The sequence below is a fragment of the Streptomyces sp. NPDC057682 genome, from assembly GCF_042799575.1.
Lineage (GTDB): Bacteria > Actinomycetota > Actinomycetes > Streptomycetales > Streptomycetaceae > Streptomyces.
This window is the reverse complement of the sequence record NZ_JBHVIN010000004.1, coordinates 410,153-429,257: the sequence shown is the minus strand read 5'-3', so window position 1 is coordinate 429,257 and position 19,105 is coordinate 410,153. Positions and strand designations below refer to the sequence as shown.

Below are 19,105 nucleotides of genomic sequence, written 5' to 3'. Positions count from 1 at the left end.
GTATTCAGACCCCCGCCGGCAGTACGTCCTCCAGCTCCTGGAGCAGGCGGCGCTTGGGGCGGGCGCCCACCATCGACTTCACCGGTTCACCGCCTCGGAAGACCATCAGGGTCGGCGTCGACAGCACGGCGTAGCGGGCGGTGGTCTCCGGGTTGTGGTCCACGTCGATCCGCACCACCTTGAGCCGGCCGCTCTCCTCCCCGGCGACCGCACCGAGCACCGGGGCCAGCTGCCGACAGGGGCCGCACCAGTCGGCGGTGAACTCGACCAGGACGGGCAGCGCCTCTTCCAGCACCTCCCCGTCGAACGTCTCGTCGGTGACCTCGGCGACGTGCTCGGCCTTCGGCATCTGTCATCCTCCCAGTTCGCATCGTGGTTCGGGGCCGTCCGGCAGTGCGGCGGACGCCTCCAGCTCGGCGCGGGCCAGCTGGGCCCCCACCTCCGCCCGGACCGTCCGCAGCTGTTCGATCAGCGTGTCCAGCTCTCCGAGCTTGCGGCGGTAGACGGCGAGCGAGGCCGGACAGGAGTCACCGGCCGGATGGCCGGCGCGCAGGCACTCCACGAAGGGCCGGGTCTCCTCCAGGTCGAACCCGAAGTCCTGGAGGGTCCGGATCTGCCGGAGCAGGCGCAGATCGCTCTCGTCGTAGGTGCGGTAGCCGTTCACCGCCCGCCGGGCGGGCAGCAGCCCCCGCGACTCGTAGTAGCGCAGCGTCCGCGTCGTCGTTCCGGCCCGTTCGGCCAGCTCCCCGATTCGCATGTCACGACGGTAGGCGTTGACGTGGACGTCAAGGCAAGCGCCGGGAACGCGGGTGGGGGCCGGTACGGATGTTCCGTACCGGCCCCCACGATGTTCGCGCTACGCCTTGGCGAGCGAGGGCTGCTCCTCGCCGCCGTCACGGGCCCCGGGTACGTGCGGCTCCGAGGGGCCCTCGTCCGTGATCATCTTCTCGTCGAAGGGCAGCGCCCCGGAGAGGACCCGGTCCACCCTGGCCCGGTCGATCTCCTTGGTCCAGGTGCCGACGAGCACCGTGGCGACCGCGTTGCCCGCGAAGTTGGTGAGGGCGCGGGCCTCGCTCATGAAGCGGTCGATGCCGACGATCAGGCCGACGCCGTCAACCAGTTCGGGGCGGTGCGACTGGAGACCGCCGGCGAGGGTGGCGAGACCGGCGCCGGTGACGCCCGCCGCGCCCTTGGAGGCGATCACCATGAAGGCCAGCAGCGAGATCTGCTCGCCGATGCTCAGCGGGTCGCCGGTCGCGTTGGCGATGAAGAGCGAGGCCATCGTGAGGTAGATGGCGGTGCCGTCGAGGTTGAAGGAGTAGCCGGTCGGCACGGTGATGCCGACGACGGGCTTGCTGACGCCCATGTGCTCCATCTTCGCGATCAGCCGGGGCAGGGCCGATTCGGACGAGGAGGTGGAGAGGATCAGCAGGAACTCGCGGCCCAGGTACTTCAGCAGGGCGAAGATGTTCACCCCGGCCACCAGGCGCAGGATCGTGCCCAGCACCAGGAAGACGAAGAGCGCGCAGGTGACGTAGAAGCCGATCATGATCACGGCGAGGGACTTCAGCGCATCCGCGCCGGTCTCGCCCACCACGGCCGCCATCGCGCCGAAGGCGCCGACCGGGGCCGCCCACATGATCATGGCGAGGATGCGGAAGACGAGGCGCTGGATGTGGCCGATGCCGCGCAGCACCGGTTCGCCGGCCGTGCCGAGCGCCTGGAGGGCGAAGCCCGCGAGCAGGGCGATCAGCAGGGTCTGGAGCACCTCGCCCTCGGTGAAGGCGGAGACGATCGTGGTCGGGATGATGCCGAGCAGGAAGTCCACGGTGGACTCGCTGGCGCCGGAGGCCTGCTTCTCGCCGGCGGCGCGGGCGGCCTCGGTGAGGTGGAGGCTGGAGCCGGGCTCCAGGATGTTGCCGACGACCAGGCCGATGGCCAGGGCGACGGTCGACATCACCAGGAAGTAGCCGAGGGCCAGTCCGCCGACGGCGCCGACCTTGGCGGCCTTGCGGACCGAGCCGACGCCGAGCACGATCGTGCAGAAGATGATCGGCGAGATCATCATCTTGATCAGGTTCACGAAGCCGGTACCGATGGGCTTGAGCTCGACGGCGGCGTCCGGCGCGGCGAAGCCCACGAGGATGCCGAGGCCCACCGCCACGATCACGGCGAGATACAGATACTTGGTGCGGTCCGGCCTGGTGCGGTCCGGCTCGGTGGCGGCCTGTGCCACGGGATCTCCTCGGGTCGTCCTTGTCCCTCCCCCCGTCCCTGGGGGTCCCGGCGACTATCCCGCCGCTTGTGATGCCGGTCACCCTTGCGTGCATTTCGTTCATACGTTTTCGGCCAGGCAGACTGAAGGGATGCGCCTTCCCCGTACCCGTCCGCGCAGTCTCGCCGGGCAGCTCTTCGCCATGCAGGTGGTGCTGGTGGCGGCCGTGGTGGCGGGGTGCGCCTTCTTCGCGTACGTCTCCGGGCGGGACCAGGCCGAGGAGACGGCGACCCGGCAGGTGCGGGCCGTCGCGGTGGCGATCGCGGACTCGCCGTCGGTCCGGGAGGCGATCCGCACCCCGGATCCGTCGGCCGTGCTCCAGCCGTACGCGGAACGGGTCCGCGAGGACACCCGGATCGCGTTCGTCACGATCATGGATCCGCACCGGATCCGCTGGACGCATCCGGTGGCCGACCGGATCGGGGAGCCGTTCCTCGGGCACACCGCGCGGGCGCTGCGCGGCGAGACCTTCTCGGAGACGTACACGGGCACGCTCGGTCCGTCGATCCGGGTGGTCACCCCGGTCCGCGACGGCGGCCGGATCGTCGGGCTGGTCAGCGCCGGCATCACCGTGGACCGGGTCTCCTCGCAGGTGCGGGCGCAGTTGCGGGCGCTGGGGCTGGCGGCCGGGGCGGCGCTGGTGCTCGGCGGTCTCGGCACGTACGTCGTCAACGCCCGGCTGCGGCGGCACACCCACGGGATGAACGCCGCCGAGCTGAGCCGGATGCACGACTACCACGAGGCGACCCTGCACGCGGTGCGCGAGGGGCTGCTGATGCTGGACGGGCAGCGCAGGATCGCGCTGGTCAACGACGCGGGGCGGGAGCTGCTGGGGCTGGCCCCGGGGAGCGTGGGCCGCCGGGTGGCCGATCTCGATCTGCCGGCCCCGCTGACCGGGGCGCTGCTGGCTTCCGAGGAGCGGGTGGACGAGGTGCATCTGACGGCGGACCGGGTGATCGTGGTCAACACCCGTCCGGTGGTGGGCGGGGAGCGGCGCGGCACGGTGGTGACGCTGCGGGACCACACGGAACTCCAGGCGCTCTCCGGCGAGCTGGACTCCGAGCGCGGTTTCACCCAGGCGCTGCGCTCGCAGGCGCACGAGGCGGCGAACCGGCTGCACACCGTGGTCTCGCTGATCGAACTGGGCCGGGCGGAGGAGGCCGTCGGCTTCGCCACGGCCGAGTTGGAGCTGGCCCAGGCGCTGACCGACCGGGTCGTCGGCGCGGTCGCCGAACCGGTGCTCGCCGCGCTGCTGCTGGGCAAGGCGGCCCAGGCCAACGAGCGGGGTGTGGAGCTGGTGTTGGCGGACGACAGCCTGATCGACGACGGGGCGCTGCCCGGGACGCTGCCGGGGCGGGATCTGGTGACGGTGCTGGGCAATCTGATCGACAACGCGGTGGACGCGGCGTCCGAGGCGGTGACCGCTCCGGCGGCCCCCGGCACCGTCCCGGAGCAGCGCACCGCCCGGCGCCCGGCCCGCGCCCGGGTCACGGTGACCGCGCTGGCCGACGACGGGGAACTGCTGCTGCGCGTCGCGGACAACGGCGCGGGTGTGGAGCCGGGCGACGCGGACGAGGTGTTCCGCCGGGGCTGGTCGACGCACGGAGCGGGCCGCGGTCTGGGGCTGGCGCTCGTACGGCAGGCCGTGCACCGCAACGGCGGCTCCGTCACCCTGGAGCGGGGTCCGGAGGGTGGCGCGGAGTTCACCGTGCGGCTGCCGCTGGACCGTGACGGGGACGTACGGAAGGAGCCGGTCCGGTGATCCGGGTGCTGGTCGTGGAGGACGACCCGGTGGCGGCGGACGCCCATGAGCTGTACGTGAACCGGGTGCCGGGCTTCACGGTGGCGGCCGTGGCGCGTTCGCGGGCGGAGGCGGTGCGGGCGCTGGACCGGATGCCGGTCGATCTGCTGCTGCTCGATCTGTATCTGCCGGACGGCCACGGGCTGCACCTGCTGCGCACGCTGCGGGCGGCCGGGCACGGGGCCGATGTCATCGCGGTGACCTCGGCCCGGGATCTGGCGGTGGTCCGCGAGGGGGTCTCGCTGGGGGTGGTGCAGTACGTGCTGAAGCCGTTCACCTTCGCCACCCTGCGGGACCGGCTGGTCCGCTACGCCGAGTTCCGGGCGGCGGCCGGTGAGGCGAGCGGGCAGGACGAGGTGGACCGGGCGCTGGCCTCGCTGCGCGCCCCGCACCCCGCCCATCTGCCCAAGGGGCTCAGCGCCCCGACGCTGGAGGCGGTGACCCGGGCACTGCGGGCGGCCCCGGACGGGGTGACGGCGGCGGCCGCGGGTGCGGAGCTGGGCATCTCGCGGATCACCGCGCGCCGTTATCTGGAGCATCTGGTGACGGCGGGCCGGGCGGTGCGCAGTCCGCAGTACGGCCAGGTCGGGCGTCCGGAGCTGCACTACCGCTGGCTGGCCGAGGAGCACTGAGCCGGTCCCGGAGGGCCCGGCCGTCGTACGGCCCGCCGTCTGGACGTTCCTACGAGCCGTAAACCGGTGCGAACACACCGTAGTCATACCGCCCGTGACCTCCTACATTGGGGCCGTGCACCCCACCCCGCCTTTCAACGCCCCCGCCGCGCGCCGTCTGCGCGAGGCCCTGGGAATGGCTCCGGGCCATGTCGCCTACGGACTCGCCGCCCAGTACGGTCTGCGGATCAGCGCCGAGACGGTCGCCGCCTGGGAGCGGGGCCTCGCCCTGCCGACCGATTACGAACTCACCGCGCTGGCCGGGGTGCTGTGGTGCGCCCCGGGCGAACTCCTCACCGCCGCCCGGACCCTGCGCGAGCACCGGCTGGCCCGCGAGCTGACGGCGGACGAGCTGGCCGCCCGGGTGGGGATGTCCACCGCCGCGTACCGGAAGATGGAGGAGGCGGGGCGCTGGCGGGGAAACGAGCGCCAGTCCGCCGCGCTGACCGAGGCGCTGGGGCTGACGGCGGCGGAGTTCGTCACGGCGTGCGGCCGGGACGAGGAGCTGGCCGAGCTGCTGCGGAGCGCGGTGACGACCCGCTGGCAGGCGTACGTCCGTCCGGCGGCCAAGGCGGTCCCGCTGGACCGGGCCCGGATACAGACCGCGCTGGAGCGGCTGCACACCGACTACCAGGCGCTGATGGTGTCCACGCTGAGCTGGGGCGGCTCCTCCGCCGAGGGAACGGCCGCGACGGGCGACGCCGGCCGGGCGTTCCTGGCGGGCATCGTGCGACGGTTCTGGGAGGCGGCGGAGAGCCGGGGCTGAGGGCCGGAACTGACGGTCGGGAGGGGCCGGCCACCGGGCGGCCGACCCCTCCCCGGCGCGGTCTAGAACACCGACTCGGCCTCGTGCATCCGGTCCACGGGGACGGTCTTGAGCTGGGTGACCGCGTGGGCCAGCGGAACCATCTCGATGTCGTTGCCGCGCAGCGCGGTCATGTTGCCGAAGTCGCCCCGGTGGGCGGCCTCCACCGCGTGCCAGCCGAAGCGGGTGGCGAGGACGCGGTCGTACGCGGTGGGCGTGCCGCCGCGCTGGACGTGGCCGAGGATGACCGGGCGGGCCTCCTTGCCGAGCCGGGCCTCCAGCTCGACGGCCAGCCGGTTGCCGATGCCCTGGAAGCGCTCGTGGCCGTACTGGTCGATCTCGCCCTTGGCGTACGGCATGGAGCCCTCGGCCGGGTGCGCGCCCTCGGCGACGCAGATGACGGCGAACTTCTTGCCCCGGGCGAAACGCTCCTCGACCATCTTGACCAGGTCCTCGACCTGGAAGCGCCGCTCGGGCAGGCAGATGCCGTGGGCGCCGCCGGCCATGCCGGACTCCAGCGCGATCCAGCCCGCGTGGCGGCCCATCACCTCGACGACCATGACGCGCTGGTGCGATTCGGCGGTCGTCTTCAGGCGGTCTATGGCCTCGGTGGCGACGCCCACCGCGGTGTCGAAGCCGAAGGTGCGGTCGGTGGCGGAGATGTCGTTGTCGATGGTCTTCGGGACGCCGACGACGGGCATGCCCGCGTCCGAGAGCATCCGGGCGGCCGTCAGGGTGCCCTCGCCGCCGATCGGGATCAGCGCGTCCATGCCGTAGCGGCGGCTCAGCTCGGCGCAGTTCTCCGCGGCCTCGCGCAGCCGGTCGCGCTCCAGCCGGGCGGAGCCGAGGATGGTGCCGCCGCGGGCGAGGATGCCGCTGACCGCGTTGAGGTCGAGGGGGCGGAAGTGACCGTCGAGGAGGCCCTTGAAGCCGTCCTCGAAACCGATGACCTCGTCCCCGTGCCCGACGACGGCACGGTGCACGACCGAGCGGATCACGGCGTTCAGCCCTGGGCAGTCGCCGCCTGCGGTGAGAACTCCGATGCGCATCGTGCTGTATCTCCTGTTCGCTACCTCCGGGCAGGCCCCGGGGCCTGCCCGGATGCCGTACGGGCCGGGGTCAACGGCATGCTCCCCCGTACCGTAAGTCGGGACGATTGTTCCACGCCGGGCCCGCACCCCGCGCTTCCGGCTGCTCCGGGGGCCCGCGGAGGGGTCGCGGGAACGGCCTCCGGGGCCGGTTCCCCGGGCTTTCGTCGGGGGGCGGCCCCTCCGCCCCCGCAGGTATCGTCAAACGGGCGATATCCGATGAACCGGACATCGTTCCGGACGAGAGACGACGGGAGAGCACGCGTGACGCGCAGCGTGTACGTGACCGGGATCGACCGGGGAGACGGCCGCCAGGTCGTCGATCTGGGCGTCATGGAGCTCCTGACGCGTCAGGTGGACCGGGTCGGGGTGTTCCGGCCGCTGGTCCACGACGACCCCGACCGGCTGTTCGAGCTGCTGCGGGCCCGCTACCGGCTCTCCCAGGACCCGGCGAGCGTCTACGGGCTCGACTACCACGACGCCTCCGCGATCCAGGCGGAACAGGGCACCGACGAACTCGTCTCGCGGCTCGTCGACCGCTTCCACCGGGTGGCCGCCGACTACGAGGTGGTGCTCGTCCTCGGCACCGACTTCGCCGCGACGCAGCTCCCGGACGAGCTGGCGCTGAACGCCCGGCTGGCCAACGAGTTCGGTGCCTCGGTGATCGCCGTCGTCGGCGGCCAGGACCAGAACGCCTCCTCGGTGCGGGCCGAGACCCGCAACGCCTACCGGGCCTACACGGGGCTCGGCTGCGAGGTCGTCGCGATGGTCGTGAACCGGGTGGCCGCCGCGGACCGCGAGGAGATCGCCGAGCGGCTGACGGCCACGCTGCCGGTGCCGTGCTCGGTGCTGCCCGACGATCCCGCGCTCTCCGCCCCGACGGTCTCCCAGATCACCGCGGCACTGGACGGCACGGTGCTGCTGGGCGACGACTCCGGGCTCGCCCGCGACGCGCTGGACTTCGTCTTCGGCGGCGCGATGCTGCCGAACCTGCTGAAGGCGCTGACACCGGGATGCCTGGTGGTGACGCCCGGGGACCGCTCGGACCTGGTGATCGGCTCGCTGGCCGCGCACAGCGCCGGCACCCCGCCCATCGCGGGGGTGCTGCTGACCCTGGACGAGCGGCCCGGCGAGGAGATACTCACGCTGGCCGCACGACTGGCACCGGGCACCCCGGTCGTCTCGGTGGCCGGCGGTTCCTTCCCCACGGCCGGTGAGCTGTTCGCCCTGGAGGGCAAGCTGAACGCGGCCACCCCGCGCAAGGCCGAGACCGCGCTCGGGCTCTTCGAGCGCCATGTCGACACGGCCGCGCTCCTGGACGGGATCTCGGTGGCCCGCAGCGGCCGGGTCACCCCGATGATGTTCGAGCACGAGCTGCTGGAGCAGGCCCGCGCGGACCGCCGCCGGGTGGTGCTGCCGGAGGGCACCGAGGAACGGGTGCTGCGCGCCGCCGACGTGCTGACCCGGCGCGACGTCTGCGACCTCACTCTGCTGGGCGACCCCGACGCGATCCGCAAGAAGGCCGCGGACCTCGGCATCGACCTGGCCGCCACCCGGATCGTCGACCCGCAGACCTCGGAGCTGCGCCAGACCTTCGCCGAGCGGTACGCGCAACTGCGCGCGCACCGCGGGGTCACGGTCGAGCTGGCGTACGACGTCGTCGCGGACGTCAACTACTTCGGCACCCTGATGGTCCAGGAGGGCCTGGCCGACGGCATGGTCTCCGGGGCCGTGCACTCCACGGCGGCGACGATCCGGCCCGCCTTCGAGATCATCAAGACGAAGCCGGATACGTCGATCGTCTCCTCGGTCTTCTTCATGTGTCTGGCCGACAGGGTGCTGGTGTACGGCGACTGCGCGGTCAATCCGGACCCGGACGCCGCGCAGCTCGCGGACATCGCCGTGCAGTCGGCGGCCACCGCGGCCCGCTTCGGTGTGGAGCCGCGGATCGCGATGCTCTCGTACTCCACCGGGACCTCGGGCTCGGGCGCGGACGTGGACAAGGTCCGCGAGGCGACGGAGAAGGTGCGCGGGAGCCGGCCGGACCTCAGGATCGAGGGGCCGATCCAGTACGACGCGGCGGTCGAGCCGAGCGTCGCGGCGACGAAACTGCCCGGTTCGGAGGTGGCGGGCCAGGCGACGGTGCTGATCTTCCCCGACCTGAACACCGGTAACAACACCTACAAGGCCGTGCAGCGCTCGGCCGGCGCCGTGGCCGTCGGCCCGGTGCTCCAGGGGCTGCGCAAGCCCGTCAACGACCTGTCCCGGGGCGCGCTCGTCCAGGACATCGTCAACACCGTGGCCATTACGGCGATCCAGGCGCAGGGCGAGGAGTGACCCGCATGACCACCACCGAAGGCGTCCCGGCCGGCACCGGGGCGAGCCGGGTGCTCGTCCTGAACTCCGGCTCCTCCTCCGTGAAGTACCAGCTGCTCGACATGCGGGACCGCTCCCGGCTCGCGACGGGCCTGGTCGAGCGGATCGGCGAGACGACCTCGCGGCTCGTCCACACCCCGCTGGCCGGCGGCGGGGGCGAGACCCGGGAGCGGCTGGGCCGGATCGCCGACCACGACGCGGCGCTCAAGGCCGCCGCCGAGGAGCTGGCCGCGGACGGGCTGGGCCTGGACTCCCCCGAACTGGCCGCGATCGGCCACCGGGTGGTGCACGGCGGGCTGCGGTTCACCGAGCCGACCGTCGTCACCGACGAGGTGCTGGCCGAGATCGAACGGCTGGTCCCGGTGGCGCCGCTGCACAACCCGGCCAACATCACGGGCATCCGCACGGCGCAGGCGCTGCGCCCGGACCTGGCTCAGGTCGCGGTCTTCGACACGGCGTTCCACACGACGATGCCGGAGTACGCGGCGCGGTACGCGATCGACGTGGAGACGGCGGACGCGCACCGGATCCGCCGCTACGGCTTCCACGGCACCTCGCACGCGTACGTCTCGCGCAAGGCGGCCGAACTGCTGGGCCGGACCCCGCAGGAGGTCAACGTCATCGTGCTGCACCTGGGCAACGGGGCCTCCGCCTCGGCGGTCGCGGGCGGCCGGTGCGTGGAGACCTCGATGGGCCTCACCCCCTTGGAAGGGCTCGTCATGGGTACGCGCTCCGGGGACATCGATCCGGCGGTCACCTTCCACCTCAAGCGGGTGGCGGGCATGTCGGCCGACGCGATCGATGAACTTCTGAACAAGAAGAGCGGTCTGGTGGGCCTCTGCGGCGACAACGACATGCGGGAGATCCGGCGCCGCGTCGACGAGGGGGACGAGCGGGCCGCGCTCGCCTTCGACATCTACGTCCACCGGTTGAAGAAGTACATCGGCGCCTACTCGGCGGTACTGGGGAGGGTGGACGCGGTGGTGTTCACGGCGGGGGTGGGCGAGAACTCGGCCCCGGTCCGGGAGGCCGCCATCGCCGGCCTGGAGGAACTCGGTCTCGCGGTGGACGCGGATCTCAACGCCGTACGGTCCGGCGAGCCCCGGCTGATCTCGCCGGACTACGCCCGGGTGGCGGTCGCCGTGGTGCCGACGGACGAGGAGCTGGAGATCGCCGTCCAGACCTTCGCACTGGTCGACAACTGAGCGGCCCCGCGCCCCTTTGTACCTTCCGCCAGACGGAATATTCCGCAGCGAAACAAACCGATAGGATCCGCCTCATGCGCCGTTCCAAAATCGTCTGCACCCTCGGCCCCGCCGTCGACTCCCATGAGCAGCTCGTCGCTCTGATCGAGGCCGGCATGAGCGTGGCCCGCTTCAACTTCAGTCACGGTTCCCACGCGGAGCACCAGGGTCGTTACGACCGGGTCCGCAAGGCCGCCGCCGAGACCGGCCGGGCGGTGGGCGTGCTCGCCGACCTCCAGGGGCCGAAGATCCGCCTGGCGAAGTTCGCCGAGGGCCCGGTCGAGCTGGTCCGCGGGGACGAGTTCGTCATCACCGCCGAGGACGTCCCCGGGGACAAGTCGATCTGCGGGACGACCTACAAGGGTCTGCCGGGCGATGTCGCCAAGGGCGACCCGATCCTGATCAACGACGGCAACGTCGAGCTGAAGGTCGTCTCCGTGGAGGGCCCGCGGGTCCACACCATCGTCATCGAGGGCGGGGTGATCTCCGACCACAAGGGGATCAACCTGCCGGGTGCGGCGGTCAACGTCCCGGCCCTGTCCGAGAAGGACGTCGAGGACCTGCGCTTCGCCCTGCGGATGGGCGCGGACATGGTCGCCCTGTCCTTCGTACGCGACGCCAACGACGTCAAGGACGTCCACAAGGTGATGGACGAGGAGGGCCGCCGGGTCCCCGTCATCGCCAAGGTGGAGAAGCCGCAGGCCGTCGAGCACATGGAGGGCGTCGTCATGGCGTTCGACGGTGTGATGGTCGCCCGTGGCGACCTGGCCGTCGAATACCCGCTGGAGAAGGTCCCGATGGTGCAGAAGCGCCTGGTGGAGCTGTGCCGGCGCAACGCCAAGCCGGTGATCGTGGCGACCCAGATGATGGAGTCGATGATCACCAACTCCCGTCCGACCCGCGCCGAGGCGTCCGACGTCGCCAACGCGATCCTGGACGGCGCGGACGCGGTCATGCTCTCCGCGGAGTCCTCCGTCGGCGCGTATCCGATCGAGACGGTCAAGACGATGTCGAAGATCGTCGTCGCCGCCGAGGAGGAGCTGCTCTCCAAGGGCCTCCAGCCCCTGGTCCCGGGCAAGAAGCCCCGCACCCAGGGCGGCTCCGTCGCCCGCGCGGCCTGCGAGATCGCCGACTTCCTCAACGGTGAGGCCCTGGTCGCCTTCACCAAGTCCGGCGACACCGCCCGCCGCCTCTCCCGCTACCGCGCGGCCCAGCCCATCCTCGCCTTCACCACCGACGAGTCCACCCGCAACCAGCTGGCCCTCAGCTGGGGCGTCGAGGCCCACGTCGTCCCGCACGTCGACAACACCGACGCCATGGTCGACCTCGTCGACGCCGAGCTCCTCAAGCTCAACCGCTACAACGCCGGCGACACCATGGTCATCACCGCCGGCTCGCCCCCCGGCATCCCCGGCACGACCAACATGGTCCGCGTCCACCACCTGGGCGGCGGCGAGCGCGACTGACCGACCACGGTCACGTAGGCGACACGGCCCCGAGGGCGGTTTCGCCGATCCGTCCGGATCGGCGAAACCGCCCTCGGGCCGTATGACCGACCTCATGAAGCACGTCCTGGAAGGCCGGTAGGAGTTGCGTATTCAGATCACGGCATTCGACGGAGCTCTCACCATCCAGTTCGAGCCTTCGGGAATGGAGTACGAACTCTCCGAGGGGGAGTACTTGGACGTCGCATTCCCGCCCGTTCCCGAGGGGCAGGTGGGAGGTCACGTACACCACTCCCCCGGCATGGTGACCGTCTCCGAACCGATCGGCTCGCCAGGGTTCACACGGGCCTGGAACATGCGGGGCGAGGAGGTCACGACCTGACCCGGTCCGCACCGCACACGACCGTGGGCCGCACCCCCGTCGAAGGGGATGCGGCCCACGGCCGTTGTGCGGCTCCCGGACGGGTCCGGAGGGGGCGGCTCAGCCGCCGTCCCGGGTGAAGTAGTTCTGGAGGCCGGGGACCTTCAGCGTGCCGCCGAACTGGCCGGCCTGCTTCAGCTTCACCTTGGTGAAGAAGGCGAAGGGGACGTTCAGCGGGGGCGGTGTCTCGGGGCTGAACGTGATCGGGATGAGGCCGAAGAGGTTGCCCTTCAGCTCGTCCGTGTACATGGTGACCACGCCGTCCCGGATGGTGGACGTCGAGCCGGACCGGGCCTTCACATGGCCCGTCACACCCGGCTGCGGGCCCACGGTCATCTGGTGCAGGTCCTTGATGTCGATGGACGTGGCGGTGAACTTGAGGACCTTCTTGGTGGTCCCGTCGCCCTTCTCCACCTCGACGATGCCCTTGTAGTCGAGCCCCACCAGGGTGAGGAGCGAACTCTCCAGGACCCACGGTTCGTTGGGCAGGCGCGGGATGCCCGGCTCCAGCTTCGCGTCGGCCAGGGCCTCCGGGTCGGCGGTGGGGCACGGGAAGGCGGGCTTGGCGCCGTCGGGGATGTCCTCGTCCGCCTTGGGGTCGAGCCCCTTGACGTCCTCGTCCAGCTCCTCGACCTGCTTGCCGGCCTTGTCGGCCGCGCCCCGGATGGCGTCGGCGGTCTTGTCGGCCGTCTCCTTCGCCGCGTCCGTGACCTTCTCGGTGGTCTTCTCGACGGGCTTCTCGGCCGGCTTGTCCGTCTCCGGCGAGGCGGTGGCGGACTTCGAGGGCTCCGGAGCCGCGGTGGTGGCGCTCGGGGACGGGCTCGCCGTCTCCTCCTCGTCCGGTCCGTCGAAGAAGTCCTTGATCTTCTCGCCCCAGCCCAGCGGGTCGAGCGGGTTGGTCGTCTTCGTGGGCGTCGGGGACGGGCTCGCGGACGCGGCCGGGGCCTCGGCGCTCTTCTCCTCGGTGGCGGCCTTCGCCGTGTCCGCGGTCTCCGCGGTCTCCGCCGACGGAGTGGCGGTGGGCTTCGGGCTCGCCGTGCCGGTCTCGGCGGGCTCCGGCTTCTCGCTCTCGCCGGCCGACGGGGACGGCGACGGCGTCTTCGACGCCGACGGCGTGGGCTCGGCGGACTCGCTCGGCTCGTCGGAGCGGGTCACACAGGGACCGGGGGCGAAGGGGATGTCCGTGTTGTCGTCGGCCATCGCGAGCCGGGGCGTGAGCCCCATGCCGACGAACACGGCCGTGGGCATCGCGGCCAGCGCGAACGCCTTCTTGCCGCTGGGCATGTGGAGCTTCGTCATGAGCGACTTCTTGGGGGCGGCGTGCCGCGGTCCCCTGCGCTCGGGCAGCCCGCCCTCGTCGAGGGCGTTCGTCCGGTTCTCGTCACCCCGCACGGTGCCCCCCGCCGTCGACCTCGACCGTCGTGTCGTACTGCGCGGACGCCTGTCCGGGAACACCCGTCCCCTGGTACGCGCCCGCGGGCTCGCCCTTGGTGAACGAGACGTCCTGCGCCGTCGCCGCATCGAGCGCTTCCGGCCCGCTCTCGCCGAGGAGCTCCTCCTCGGGAGCGGACTCATCCTCCGGCTTCTCCTCACCGGGCGCCCAGGACACGGAGAGCGCGCCGCCGAGCAGGGCGAACAGGAAGCCGATCAGGAAGCCGCCGATGTTCGCGACGGGTATCGAGATGAGCGCCAGCAGAATCGCCGCGACGCCGGCGAACACCCGCACGATGTGGTGGAACCACATCGTCAGGCCCAGCGTGATCAGCAGGACTCCGATGATGAGCGACCCGGCGCCCGCGGTGGTGGACATGGCCAGCGTCATGTTGCCGAGGTGCATGTTCGCGTACGGGAAGTACGCGATGGGTACACCGCCCAGCATGGTGAACAGGCCCGCCCAGAACGGCCGGTTACCCCGCCAGGTGCGGAAGGTCCGCCGGAAGACCGTGAGGTAGTGCTCGTTCTGCCCTTGGGATTCGGGGCTCATGGAAAACAGCTCCCTGGAACCGGTACTGCTGTGAGAAAGAGGGGGTGGGCGGCCGGGACCCGGACGAGGGCCCCGGCCACCCGGGCGGTGCTTAGTAGCACTCCTTGACGCCCTTGTGCAGCCTCAGGGACAGACCCGGAAGCTTGAACGTTCCTGCCGTGGTGGCCCACGCCTGCTGACGGACGTTCGTCAGCGTGGCCTTCTTGGACCGCTGCGCGAACCCGTACGGGTTGGCCTGGGTGTTGGGCTGGATGCCCGTGGTCCCCTTCACGCCACCGGGGTAGTCGGTGAGCGAGCTCGCCGCCACACCGATGTCCATCTCCTCAAACGTGGCATCGGTGTTGAGCTGCGAGACGTCGAGGTACAGGCCCTCGGCGTAGACCTTCTCCTTGCCGGTACCGGCACGGAGCTGGAGCGTGACATTGCCCAGACCGAACGGCAGGTCCGGAGTCACGACCGACTGGCACATGTTGGTGATGGTCGCGTCGTGGAACCCGGACACGGCGACCGGGGCCGCCTGGTCCTTGCCCTTGAGGTCCTTGCCGACCGCCACGCTGCCGTACTGGACGAAGTCGTGGCCGACCAGCTCATCCGCGCTGACCTTGAACTCCTGGCCGGACACGCTGAACGAAGCGGCCAGCGCACCCTGGGCCAGGCCCACACCCACCGCGGCGGTGGCTATGACGCTCGGCACCATGACGACGGCGAAACGCTTCCATCTCGTGCCACCGCGAACCTGGGAACTCATACTTTTCCTCCTTCTCGGACGTACATCTCCGGCCTGGCATCCTGCCCGACCCGGGATGGGAGAAGTGCTACGTCCTCGGAAAGGAGAGCGCCCGCGAACGGGGCGTGGAACGCGCCCGCTTCACCGGCGATCACCCCCGAGCGACAACCACTGGCCACGCGTGGGCGCGGCCTGATCGGACAGGCCCTGCCGGTCAGCAGGAACCCCCCTGTCCGCGACCGGTGCCACTGCCACCGGCCCACTCGGCGGGGACCCAACGGAGCCGCCGCGCCGACTGGCGGCCGGGGCGGGCGTCATTGGACCGAGCGTGGCCGATCGTGGTCCATTCACGGCCGTGGCACAAGGGGTTCGTTACTCACTGGTAATGGCCCGCTCATCAGCCCGCGACCGGGGGGTACCGGGCGGCCACAGAGGGTTGCCCCGCCCTCGCCGACGAAAGCGGCTATTCGTGAGCGAAAACGGACAGATCGCAATGATCGATTTACTGCCAGTAACAGGGCGTTGTTTTATCAAGATTTGGTAAAGCGAACGGGTCTCTTAGCGCCGGAACGCGAAAAAGGCCGCACCCCCGGTCGGGGGGTGCGGCCGCCTTGTCAGATCAGAACAAGACGCGGGCGAGCGCGGTGCGCGCGGCGCCGACGCGCGGATCGTCGGGGCCGATCACCTCGAACAGCTCCAGCAGCCGGACCCGTACGCGGTCCCGGTCGTCACCGAACGTGCGCCGCACGGTCTCGACGAGCCGGCCGAAGGCGTCCTCGACATGGCCGCCGACCAGATCGAGATCGGCCGCGGCGATCTGCGCGTCGACGTCGGCCGGCTTCTCGGCGGCGTCCTTGCGGACCTGCTGCGGGTCCATGTCCTGGACCCGGCCGAGCAGTTCCGCCTGGGCGAGGCCGAGCTTGGCCTCGGCGTTGGCGGGGTCGTCGGAGAGCACGTTCTTGTACGCCTGGACCGCACCGGCGAAGTCGTTGCCGTCCAGGGCACGGGCCGCCGCCTCCAGCAGCGCGTCGTACGGACCGGCGGGCACCGGGGCCTGAGCCGCGGTCTCGGGACCGGCCGCGTCACCGTCGACGGCGATGCCGGTGAGCCCGAAGCGCTCCTCGCCGACCTGGATCAGCTGGTCCAGCAGCTGACGGATCTGCGGTTCGGCCATCGCGCCCTCGAAGAGGCGCAGCGCCTGTCCGGCGACGATGCCGAAGACGGCCGGAATGCCCTGGATCCCGAACTGCTGCATCAGCATCTGGTTGGCGTCGACGTCGACCTTGGCCAGCAGGAAGCGGCCGTTGTACTCGACGGCCAGCCGTTCCAGGAGCGGGCCCAGCTGCTTGCACGGCTGGCACCACTCGGCCCAGAAGTCGATGACTACGGGGACTTCGGCGGAGCGCTGCAGGACGTCATTCTCGAAGCCTGCCTCGTCGACGTCGATCACGAGGGAGGACGGGGGCACGGCCCCGGCGCCGCCCTGCCGGGCGGCATCGGCGCGGGCCTGCTCGGCCTTCGCCTTGGCCTCACCGGCCGCCTTCACCGCGGCGAGGTCGACGACGCCGCTCATGGACATGTTCCTAGGCTGCATACGTACATCCTCCCCCCTCGGCGCACTGATCCGGAAAGCGATACGGGAACCGCGTCCGTCCGCAGCCCTCGCCGGCATGCGAGGCGCACGGACAGACACGGCCCTTGGGCCCCTGAAAGACCCGGTGCGGCACCCGGTCCCCACCCGGCGCCTATGGCTGTCACTCATTCGTGGCGTATGAACGGTCGAACATCCGTCCTTACGCTACGGGTCGTAGCGTAACTGTCCCCCACCCCCGGCGCACAAGAGTGCCCGGTGATCTGTCTCACGCCCCGTGGGGCCGCTCGGTTCTGGCTACTGGCGGGTATGGTCGCGGGATGCTGAGCCGCAGCCACCCCAAACCCTCGCGAACGGGACGTCCGCGCAGCGCCGCAGCCGACGAGGCGATCCTGGAGGCCACCCGTGCCTCGCTGGTCGACCTCGGCTGGTCGAAGCTGACGATGGGCGACGTGGCGACGCGGGCCGGGGTCGCCAAGACCACGCTGTACCGGCGCTGGGCGGGGAAGAACGAACTGGTCGTGGACGCCGTGGCGGTGCTCTTCGACGAGCTGGAACTGCCGGACCTGGGCAGCCTCTCCGCCGATGTGCAGTCGGTCGTGCTGCAGTTCGCCGCGCTGCTGGACCGGCCGGAGACCCGTACGGCCCTGATGGCCGTGGTCGCGGAGTCGACACGCGACGAGGCCCTGCGGACCCGGATCCGGGACTCGATCGTGGACCGGCAGAAGCGTCTGGTCCTCCAGGGGCGCCGGCGGGCGCAGGAGCGCGGCGAACTGCCCCGGGAGCAGGACGAGGCGTCGGCGGCGCTGACCGCCGACCTGATCTTCGATGTGATCGCCGGCGCGGTGGTGCACCGGGTGCTGGTGAGCGCCGAGCCCGTCGACGAGGACTGGGCCCGGCGCTTCACCCTGCTGCTGCTGGCGGGGCTGGGCGCCGCCGCCGCGGGATAGGTCCCGCCGGCCGTCAGAAGCCCGGCGGCTCCGTGTACGTGCCCCACTCCTCGCGCAGGACCCCGCAGATCTCGCCCAGCGTGGCCTCGGCGCGCACCGCGTCGAGCATCGGGCCGATCATGTTGGAGCCGTCGCGGGCGGCGGCGAGCATCGCATCGAGCGCGGACGTCACCCGGGCGTCGTCGCGGCCCTCCTTGCGGCCGGCGAGGACCCGGACCTGCTCGCGCTCGACCTCGTGGCTGACCCGGAGGATCTCCAGGTCACCGGTGACGGAGCCGTGCGCGACGTTGACGCCGACGACCCGCTTCTCGCCCTTCTCCAGGGACTGCTGGTAGCGGAAGGCGGATTCGGCGATCTCGCCGGTGAACCAGCCGTCCTCGATGCCGCGCAGGATGCCGGAGGTGATCGGTCCGACGGGGTGCTGCCCGTCGGGGTGGGCGCGGGTGCCGCGCTCCTTGATCTGCTCGAAGATCTTCTCGGCGTCGGCCTCGATGCGGTCGGTGAGCTGCTCGACGTACCAGGAGCCGCCCAGCGGGTCGGCGACGTTGGCGACGCCGGTCTCCTCCATCAGCACCTGCTGGGTGCGCAGGGCGATCTCGGCGGCCTGCTCGGAGGGGAGCGCCAGGGTCTCGTCGAGGGCGTTGGTGTGCAGCGAGTTGGTGCCGCCGAGGACGGCGGAGAGGGCCTCGACCGCGGTGCGCACGACGTTGTTGTACGGCTGCTGGGCGGTGAGGGAGACGCCGGCGGTCTGGGTGTGGAAGCGGAGCCACTGCGCCTTGTCGGTCTTCGCGCCGTACGTCTCCTTCATCCAGCGGGCCCAGATCCGGCGGGCGGCGCGGAACTTGGCGATCTCCTCGAAGAAGTCGAGGTGCGCGTCGAAGAAGAACGAGAGACCGGGGGCGAAGGTGTCGACGTCGAGTCCGCGCGAGAGACCCAGTTCCACGTAGCCGAAGCCGTCGGCGAGGGTGTACGCCAGCTCCTGCGCGGCCGTCGCCCCGGCCTCGCGGATGTGGTAGCCGGAGACGGAGAGCGGCTTGTAGGCGGGGATGGAGCTCGCGCAGTGCTCCATCAGGTCGCCGATGAGGCGCAGATGGGGCTCGGGCTGGAAGAGCCACTCCTTCTGCGCGATGTACTCCTTGAAGATGTCCGTCTGGAGCGTGCCGTTGAGGACGGCGGGATCGACGCCCTGGCGCTCGGCGGCGACCAGGTACATGCAGAAGACGGGGACGGCGGGACCGCTGATCGTCATCGACGTCGTGACGTCGCCGAGGGGGATGTCCTTGAAGAGGACCTCCATGTCGGCGGCGGAGTCGATGGCGACACCGCAGTGGCCGACCTCGCCGAGGGCACGCGGGTCGTCGGAGTCGCGGCCCATCAGGGTCGGCATGTCGAAGGCCACGCTGAGCCCGCCGCCGCCGGCGGCCAGGATCATCTTGTAGCGCTCGTTGGTCTGCTCGGCGTTGCCGAAGCCGGCGAACTGGCGGATGGTCCAGGTCCGGCCGCGGTAGCCGGTCGGGTGCAGGCCCCGGGTGAAGGGGTACTCACCGGGCCAGCCGATCCGTTCGAAGCCTTCGTACGCGTCCCCGGGGCGGGGGCCGTACACGGGCTCGACCGGGTCCCCGGAGAGCGTGGTGAAGTCCGCGTCACGCTTGCGGGCCTTGTCGTAACGGGCCTGCCAGCGGCGGCGGCCTTCCTCGATCGCGTCTGCGTCCATACCCCCAATTTAC

Annotated in this window: 16 protein-coding genes; 7 read left to right on the top strand and 9 right to left on the bottom strand. The window is 71.2% G+C overall.

Features of this window, described 5'->3' with window-relative positions:
• Nucleotides 1-4 precede the first annotated feature (4 nt).
• From trxA to ACFVDM_RS09495, 3 genes are all read right to left on the bottom strand, one after another.
• On the bottom strand, nt 5-349 hold the full coding sequence (gene trxA / locus ACFVDM_RS09505) for a thioredoxin (protein WP_383635211.1): 345 nt from the start codon (nt 347-349) through the stop codon (nt 5-7).
• 3 nt (nt 350-352) lie between these two features.
• Nucleotides 353-757 carry a MerR family transcriptional regulator gene (locus ACFVDM_RS09500; RefSeq protein ID WP_383635207.1) on the bottom strand — a complete coding sequence of 135 codons (405 nt, stop codon included), beginning with the start codon at nt 755-757 and terminating at the stop codon, nt 353-355.
• Nucleotides 758-856: 99 nt separating this feature from the next.
• A complete protein-coding gene (locus ACFVDM_RS09495) occupies nt 857-2,236 on the bottom strand; it encodes a cation:dicarboxylate symporter family transporter (RefSeq protein WP_383635204.1) in 1,380 nt (459 codons plus the stop codon).
• A gap of 130 nt (nt 2,237-2,366) precedes the next feature.
• On the opposite strand from ACFVDM_RS09495, the gene ACFVDM_RS09490 reads away from it, so the two are divergent.
• From ACFVDM_RS09490 to ACFVDM_RS09480, 3 genes are all read left to right on the top strand, one after another.
• The gene (locus ACFVDM_RS09490) at nt 2,367-4,037 is read left to right on the top strand and encodes an ATP-binding protein (RefSeq protein WP_383635201.1); all 1,671 of its coding nucleotides are present in this window, start codon (nt 2,367-2,369) and stop codon (nt 4,035-4,037) included.
• Entirely contained in the window at nt 4,034-4,708 is a 675-nt protein-coding gene (locus ACFVDM_RS09485) for a response regulator (RefSeq protein ID WP_383635198.1), read from the top strand. The genes ACFVDM_RS09490 and ACFVDM_RS09485 overlap by 4 nt, the downstream gene beginning before the upstream one ends.
• A 175-nt stretch (nt 4,709-4,883) precedes the next feature.
• Nucleotides 4,884-5,513 (top strand): helix-turn-helix domain-containing protein, encoded by a 630-nt coding sequence (locus tag ACFVDM_RS09480; protein WP_383635465.1) that lies wholly within the window; start codon nt 4,884-4,886, stop codon nt 5,511-5,513.
• A gap of 62 nt (nt 5,514-5,575) precedes the next feature.
• On the opposite strand, the gene ACFVDM_RS09475 is transcribed toward ACFVDM_RS09480, so the two are convergent.
• Entirely contained in the window at nt 5,576-6,601 is a 1,026-nt protein-coding gene (locus tag ACFVDM_RS09475) for an ATP-dependent 6-phosphofructokinase (RefSeq protein WP_383635195.1), read from the bottom strand.
• Between the two features lie 303 nt (nt 6,602-6,904).
• On the opposite strand from ACFVDM_RS09475, the gene pta reads away from it, so the two are divergent.
• The 3 genes from pta (at nt 6,905) to pyk (ending at nt 11,726) form a co-directional block, all read left to right on the top strand.
• Complete coding sequence (gene pta, locus ACFVDM_RS09470) at nt 6,905-8,977, top strand: phosphate acetyltransferase (RefSeq protein ID WP_383635192.1); 2,073 nt, start codon at nt 6,905-6,907, stop codon at nt 8,975-8,977.
• Between the two features lie 5 nt (nt 8,978-8,982).
• The gene (locus tag ACFVDM_RS09465; RefSeq protein WP_383635189.1) at nt 8,983-10,221 is read left to right on the top strand and encodes an acetate kinase; all 1,239 of its coding nucleotides are present in this window, start codon (nt 8,983-8,985) and stop codon (nt 10,219-10,221) included.
• A 74-nt stretch (nt 10,222-10,295) separates the two neighbouring features.
• A complete protein-coding gene (pyk, locus tag ACFVDM_RS09460) occupies nt 10,296-11,726 on the top strand; it encodes a pyruvate kinase (RefSeq protein WP_383635186.1) in 1,431 nt (476 codons plus the stop codon).
• A gap of 460 nt (nt 11,727-12,186) precedes the next feature.
• Here the strand turns inward: pyk and ACFVDM_RS09455 are convergent, their stop codons facing one another.
• The 4 genes from ACFVDM_RS09455 to ACFVDM_RS09440 all read right to left on the bottom strand — a co-directional run bounded on the left by ACFVDM_RS09455 (nt 12,187) and on the right by ACFVDM_RS09440 (nt 16,431).
• A complete protein-coding gene (locus tag ACFVDM_RS09455; protein WP_383635183.1) occupies nt 12,187-13,518 on the bottom strand; it encodes a hypothetical protein in 1,332 nt (443 codons plus the stop codon).
• On the bottom strand, nt 13,508-14,110 hold the full coding sequence (locus tag ACFVDM_RS09450; protein ID WP_383635180.1) for a DUF6114 domain-containing protein: 603 nt from the start codon (nt 14,108-14,110) through the stop codon (nt 13,508-13,510). Before ACFVDM_RS09450 ends, ACFVDM_RS09455 begins: the two co-directional genes overlap by 11 nt.
• Before the next feature lie 91 nt (nt 14,111-14,201).
• Entirely contained in the window at nt 14,202-14,858 is a 657-nt protein-coding gene (locus tag ACFVDM_RS09445; RefSeq protein WP_383635177.1) for a DUF6230 family protein, read from the bottom strand.
• A gap of 598 nt (nt 14,859-15,456) precedes the next feature.
• A complete protein-coding gene (locus ACFVDM_RS09440) occupies nt 15,457-16,431 on the bottom strand; it encodes a tetratricopeptide repeat protein (RefSeq protein WP_383635174.1) in 975 nt (324 codons plus the stop codon).
• A 317-nt stretch (nt 16,432-16,748) separates the two neighbouring features.
• Between ACFVDM_RS09440 and ACFVDM_RS09435 the strand changes: the two genes are divergently transcribed.
• Complete coding sequence (locus tag ACFVDM_RS09435) at nt 16,749-17,378, top strand: TetR/AcrR family transcriptional regulator (protein WP_383635171.1); 630 nt, start codon at nt 16,749-16,751, stop codon at nt 17,376-17,378.
• 13 nt (nt 17,379-17,391) lie between these two features.
• On the opposite strand, the gene ACFVDM_RS09430 is transcribed toward ACFVDM_RS09435, so the two are convergent.
• The gene (locus ACFVDM_RS09430; protein WP_383635168.1) at nt 17,392-19,092 is read right to left on the bottom strand and encodes a methylmalonyl-CoA mutase; all 1,701 of its coding nucleotides are present in this window, start codon (nt 19,090-19,092) and stop codon (nt 17,392-17,394) included.
• Between the last annotated feature and the right edge of the window lie 13 nt (nt 19,093-19,105).

Coding starts and splice junctions, on each gene's coding strand:
- trxA (WP_383635211.1), bottom strand. CDS start 349: ATGCCGAAGGCCGAGCACGTCGCCGAGGTCACCGACGAGACGTTCGAC.
- ACFVDM_RS09500 (WP_383635207.1), bottom strand. CDS start 757: ATGCGAATCGGGGAGCTGGCCGAACGGGCCGGAACGACGACGCGGACG.
- ACFVDM_RS09490 (WP_383635201.1), top strand. CDS start 2,367: ATGCGCCTTCCCCGTACCCGTCCGCGCAGTCTCGCCGGGCAGCTCTTC.
- ACFVDM_RS09480 (WP_383635465.1), top strand. CDS start 4,884: ATGGCTCCGGGCCATGTCGCCTACGGACTCGCCGCCCAGTACGGTCTG.
- ACFVDM_RS09475 (WP_383635195.1), bottom strand. CDS start 6,601: ATGCGCATCGGAGTTCTCACCGCAGGCGGCGACTGCCCAGGGCTGAAC.
- ACFVDM_RS09465 (WP_383635189.1), top strand. CDS start 8,983: ATGACCACCACCGAAGGCGTCCCGGCCGGCACCGGGGCGAGCCGGGTG.
- pyk (WP_383635186.1), top strand. CDS start 10,296: ATGCGCCGTTCCAAAATCGTCTGCACCCTCGGCCCCGCCGTCGACTCC.
- ACFVDM_RS09450 (WP_383635180.1), bottom strand. CDS start 14,110: ATGAGCCCCGAATCCCAAGGGCAGAACGAGCACTACCTCACGGTCTTC.
- ACFVDM_RS09445 (WP_383635177.1), bottom strand. CDS start 14,858: ATGAGTTCCCAGGTTCGCGGTGGCACGAGATGGAAGCGTTTCGCCGTC.
- ACFVDM_RS09440 (WP_383635174.1), bottom strand. CDS start 16,431: ATGCAGCCTAGGAACATGTCCATGAGCGGCGTCGTCGACCTCGCCGCG.
- ACFVDM_RS09435 (WP_383635171.1), top strand. CDS start 16,749: ATGCTGAGCCGCAGCCACCCCAAACCCTCGCGAACGGGACGTCCGCGC.
- ACFVDM_RS09430 (WP_383635168.1), bottom strand. CDS start 19,092: ATGGACGCAGACGCGATCGAGGAAGGCCGCCGCCGCTGGCAGGCCCGT.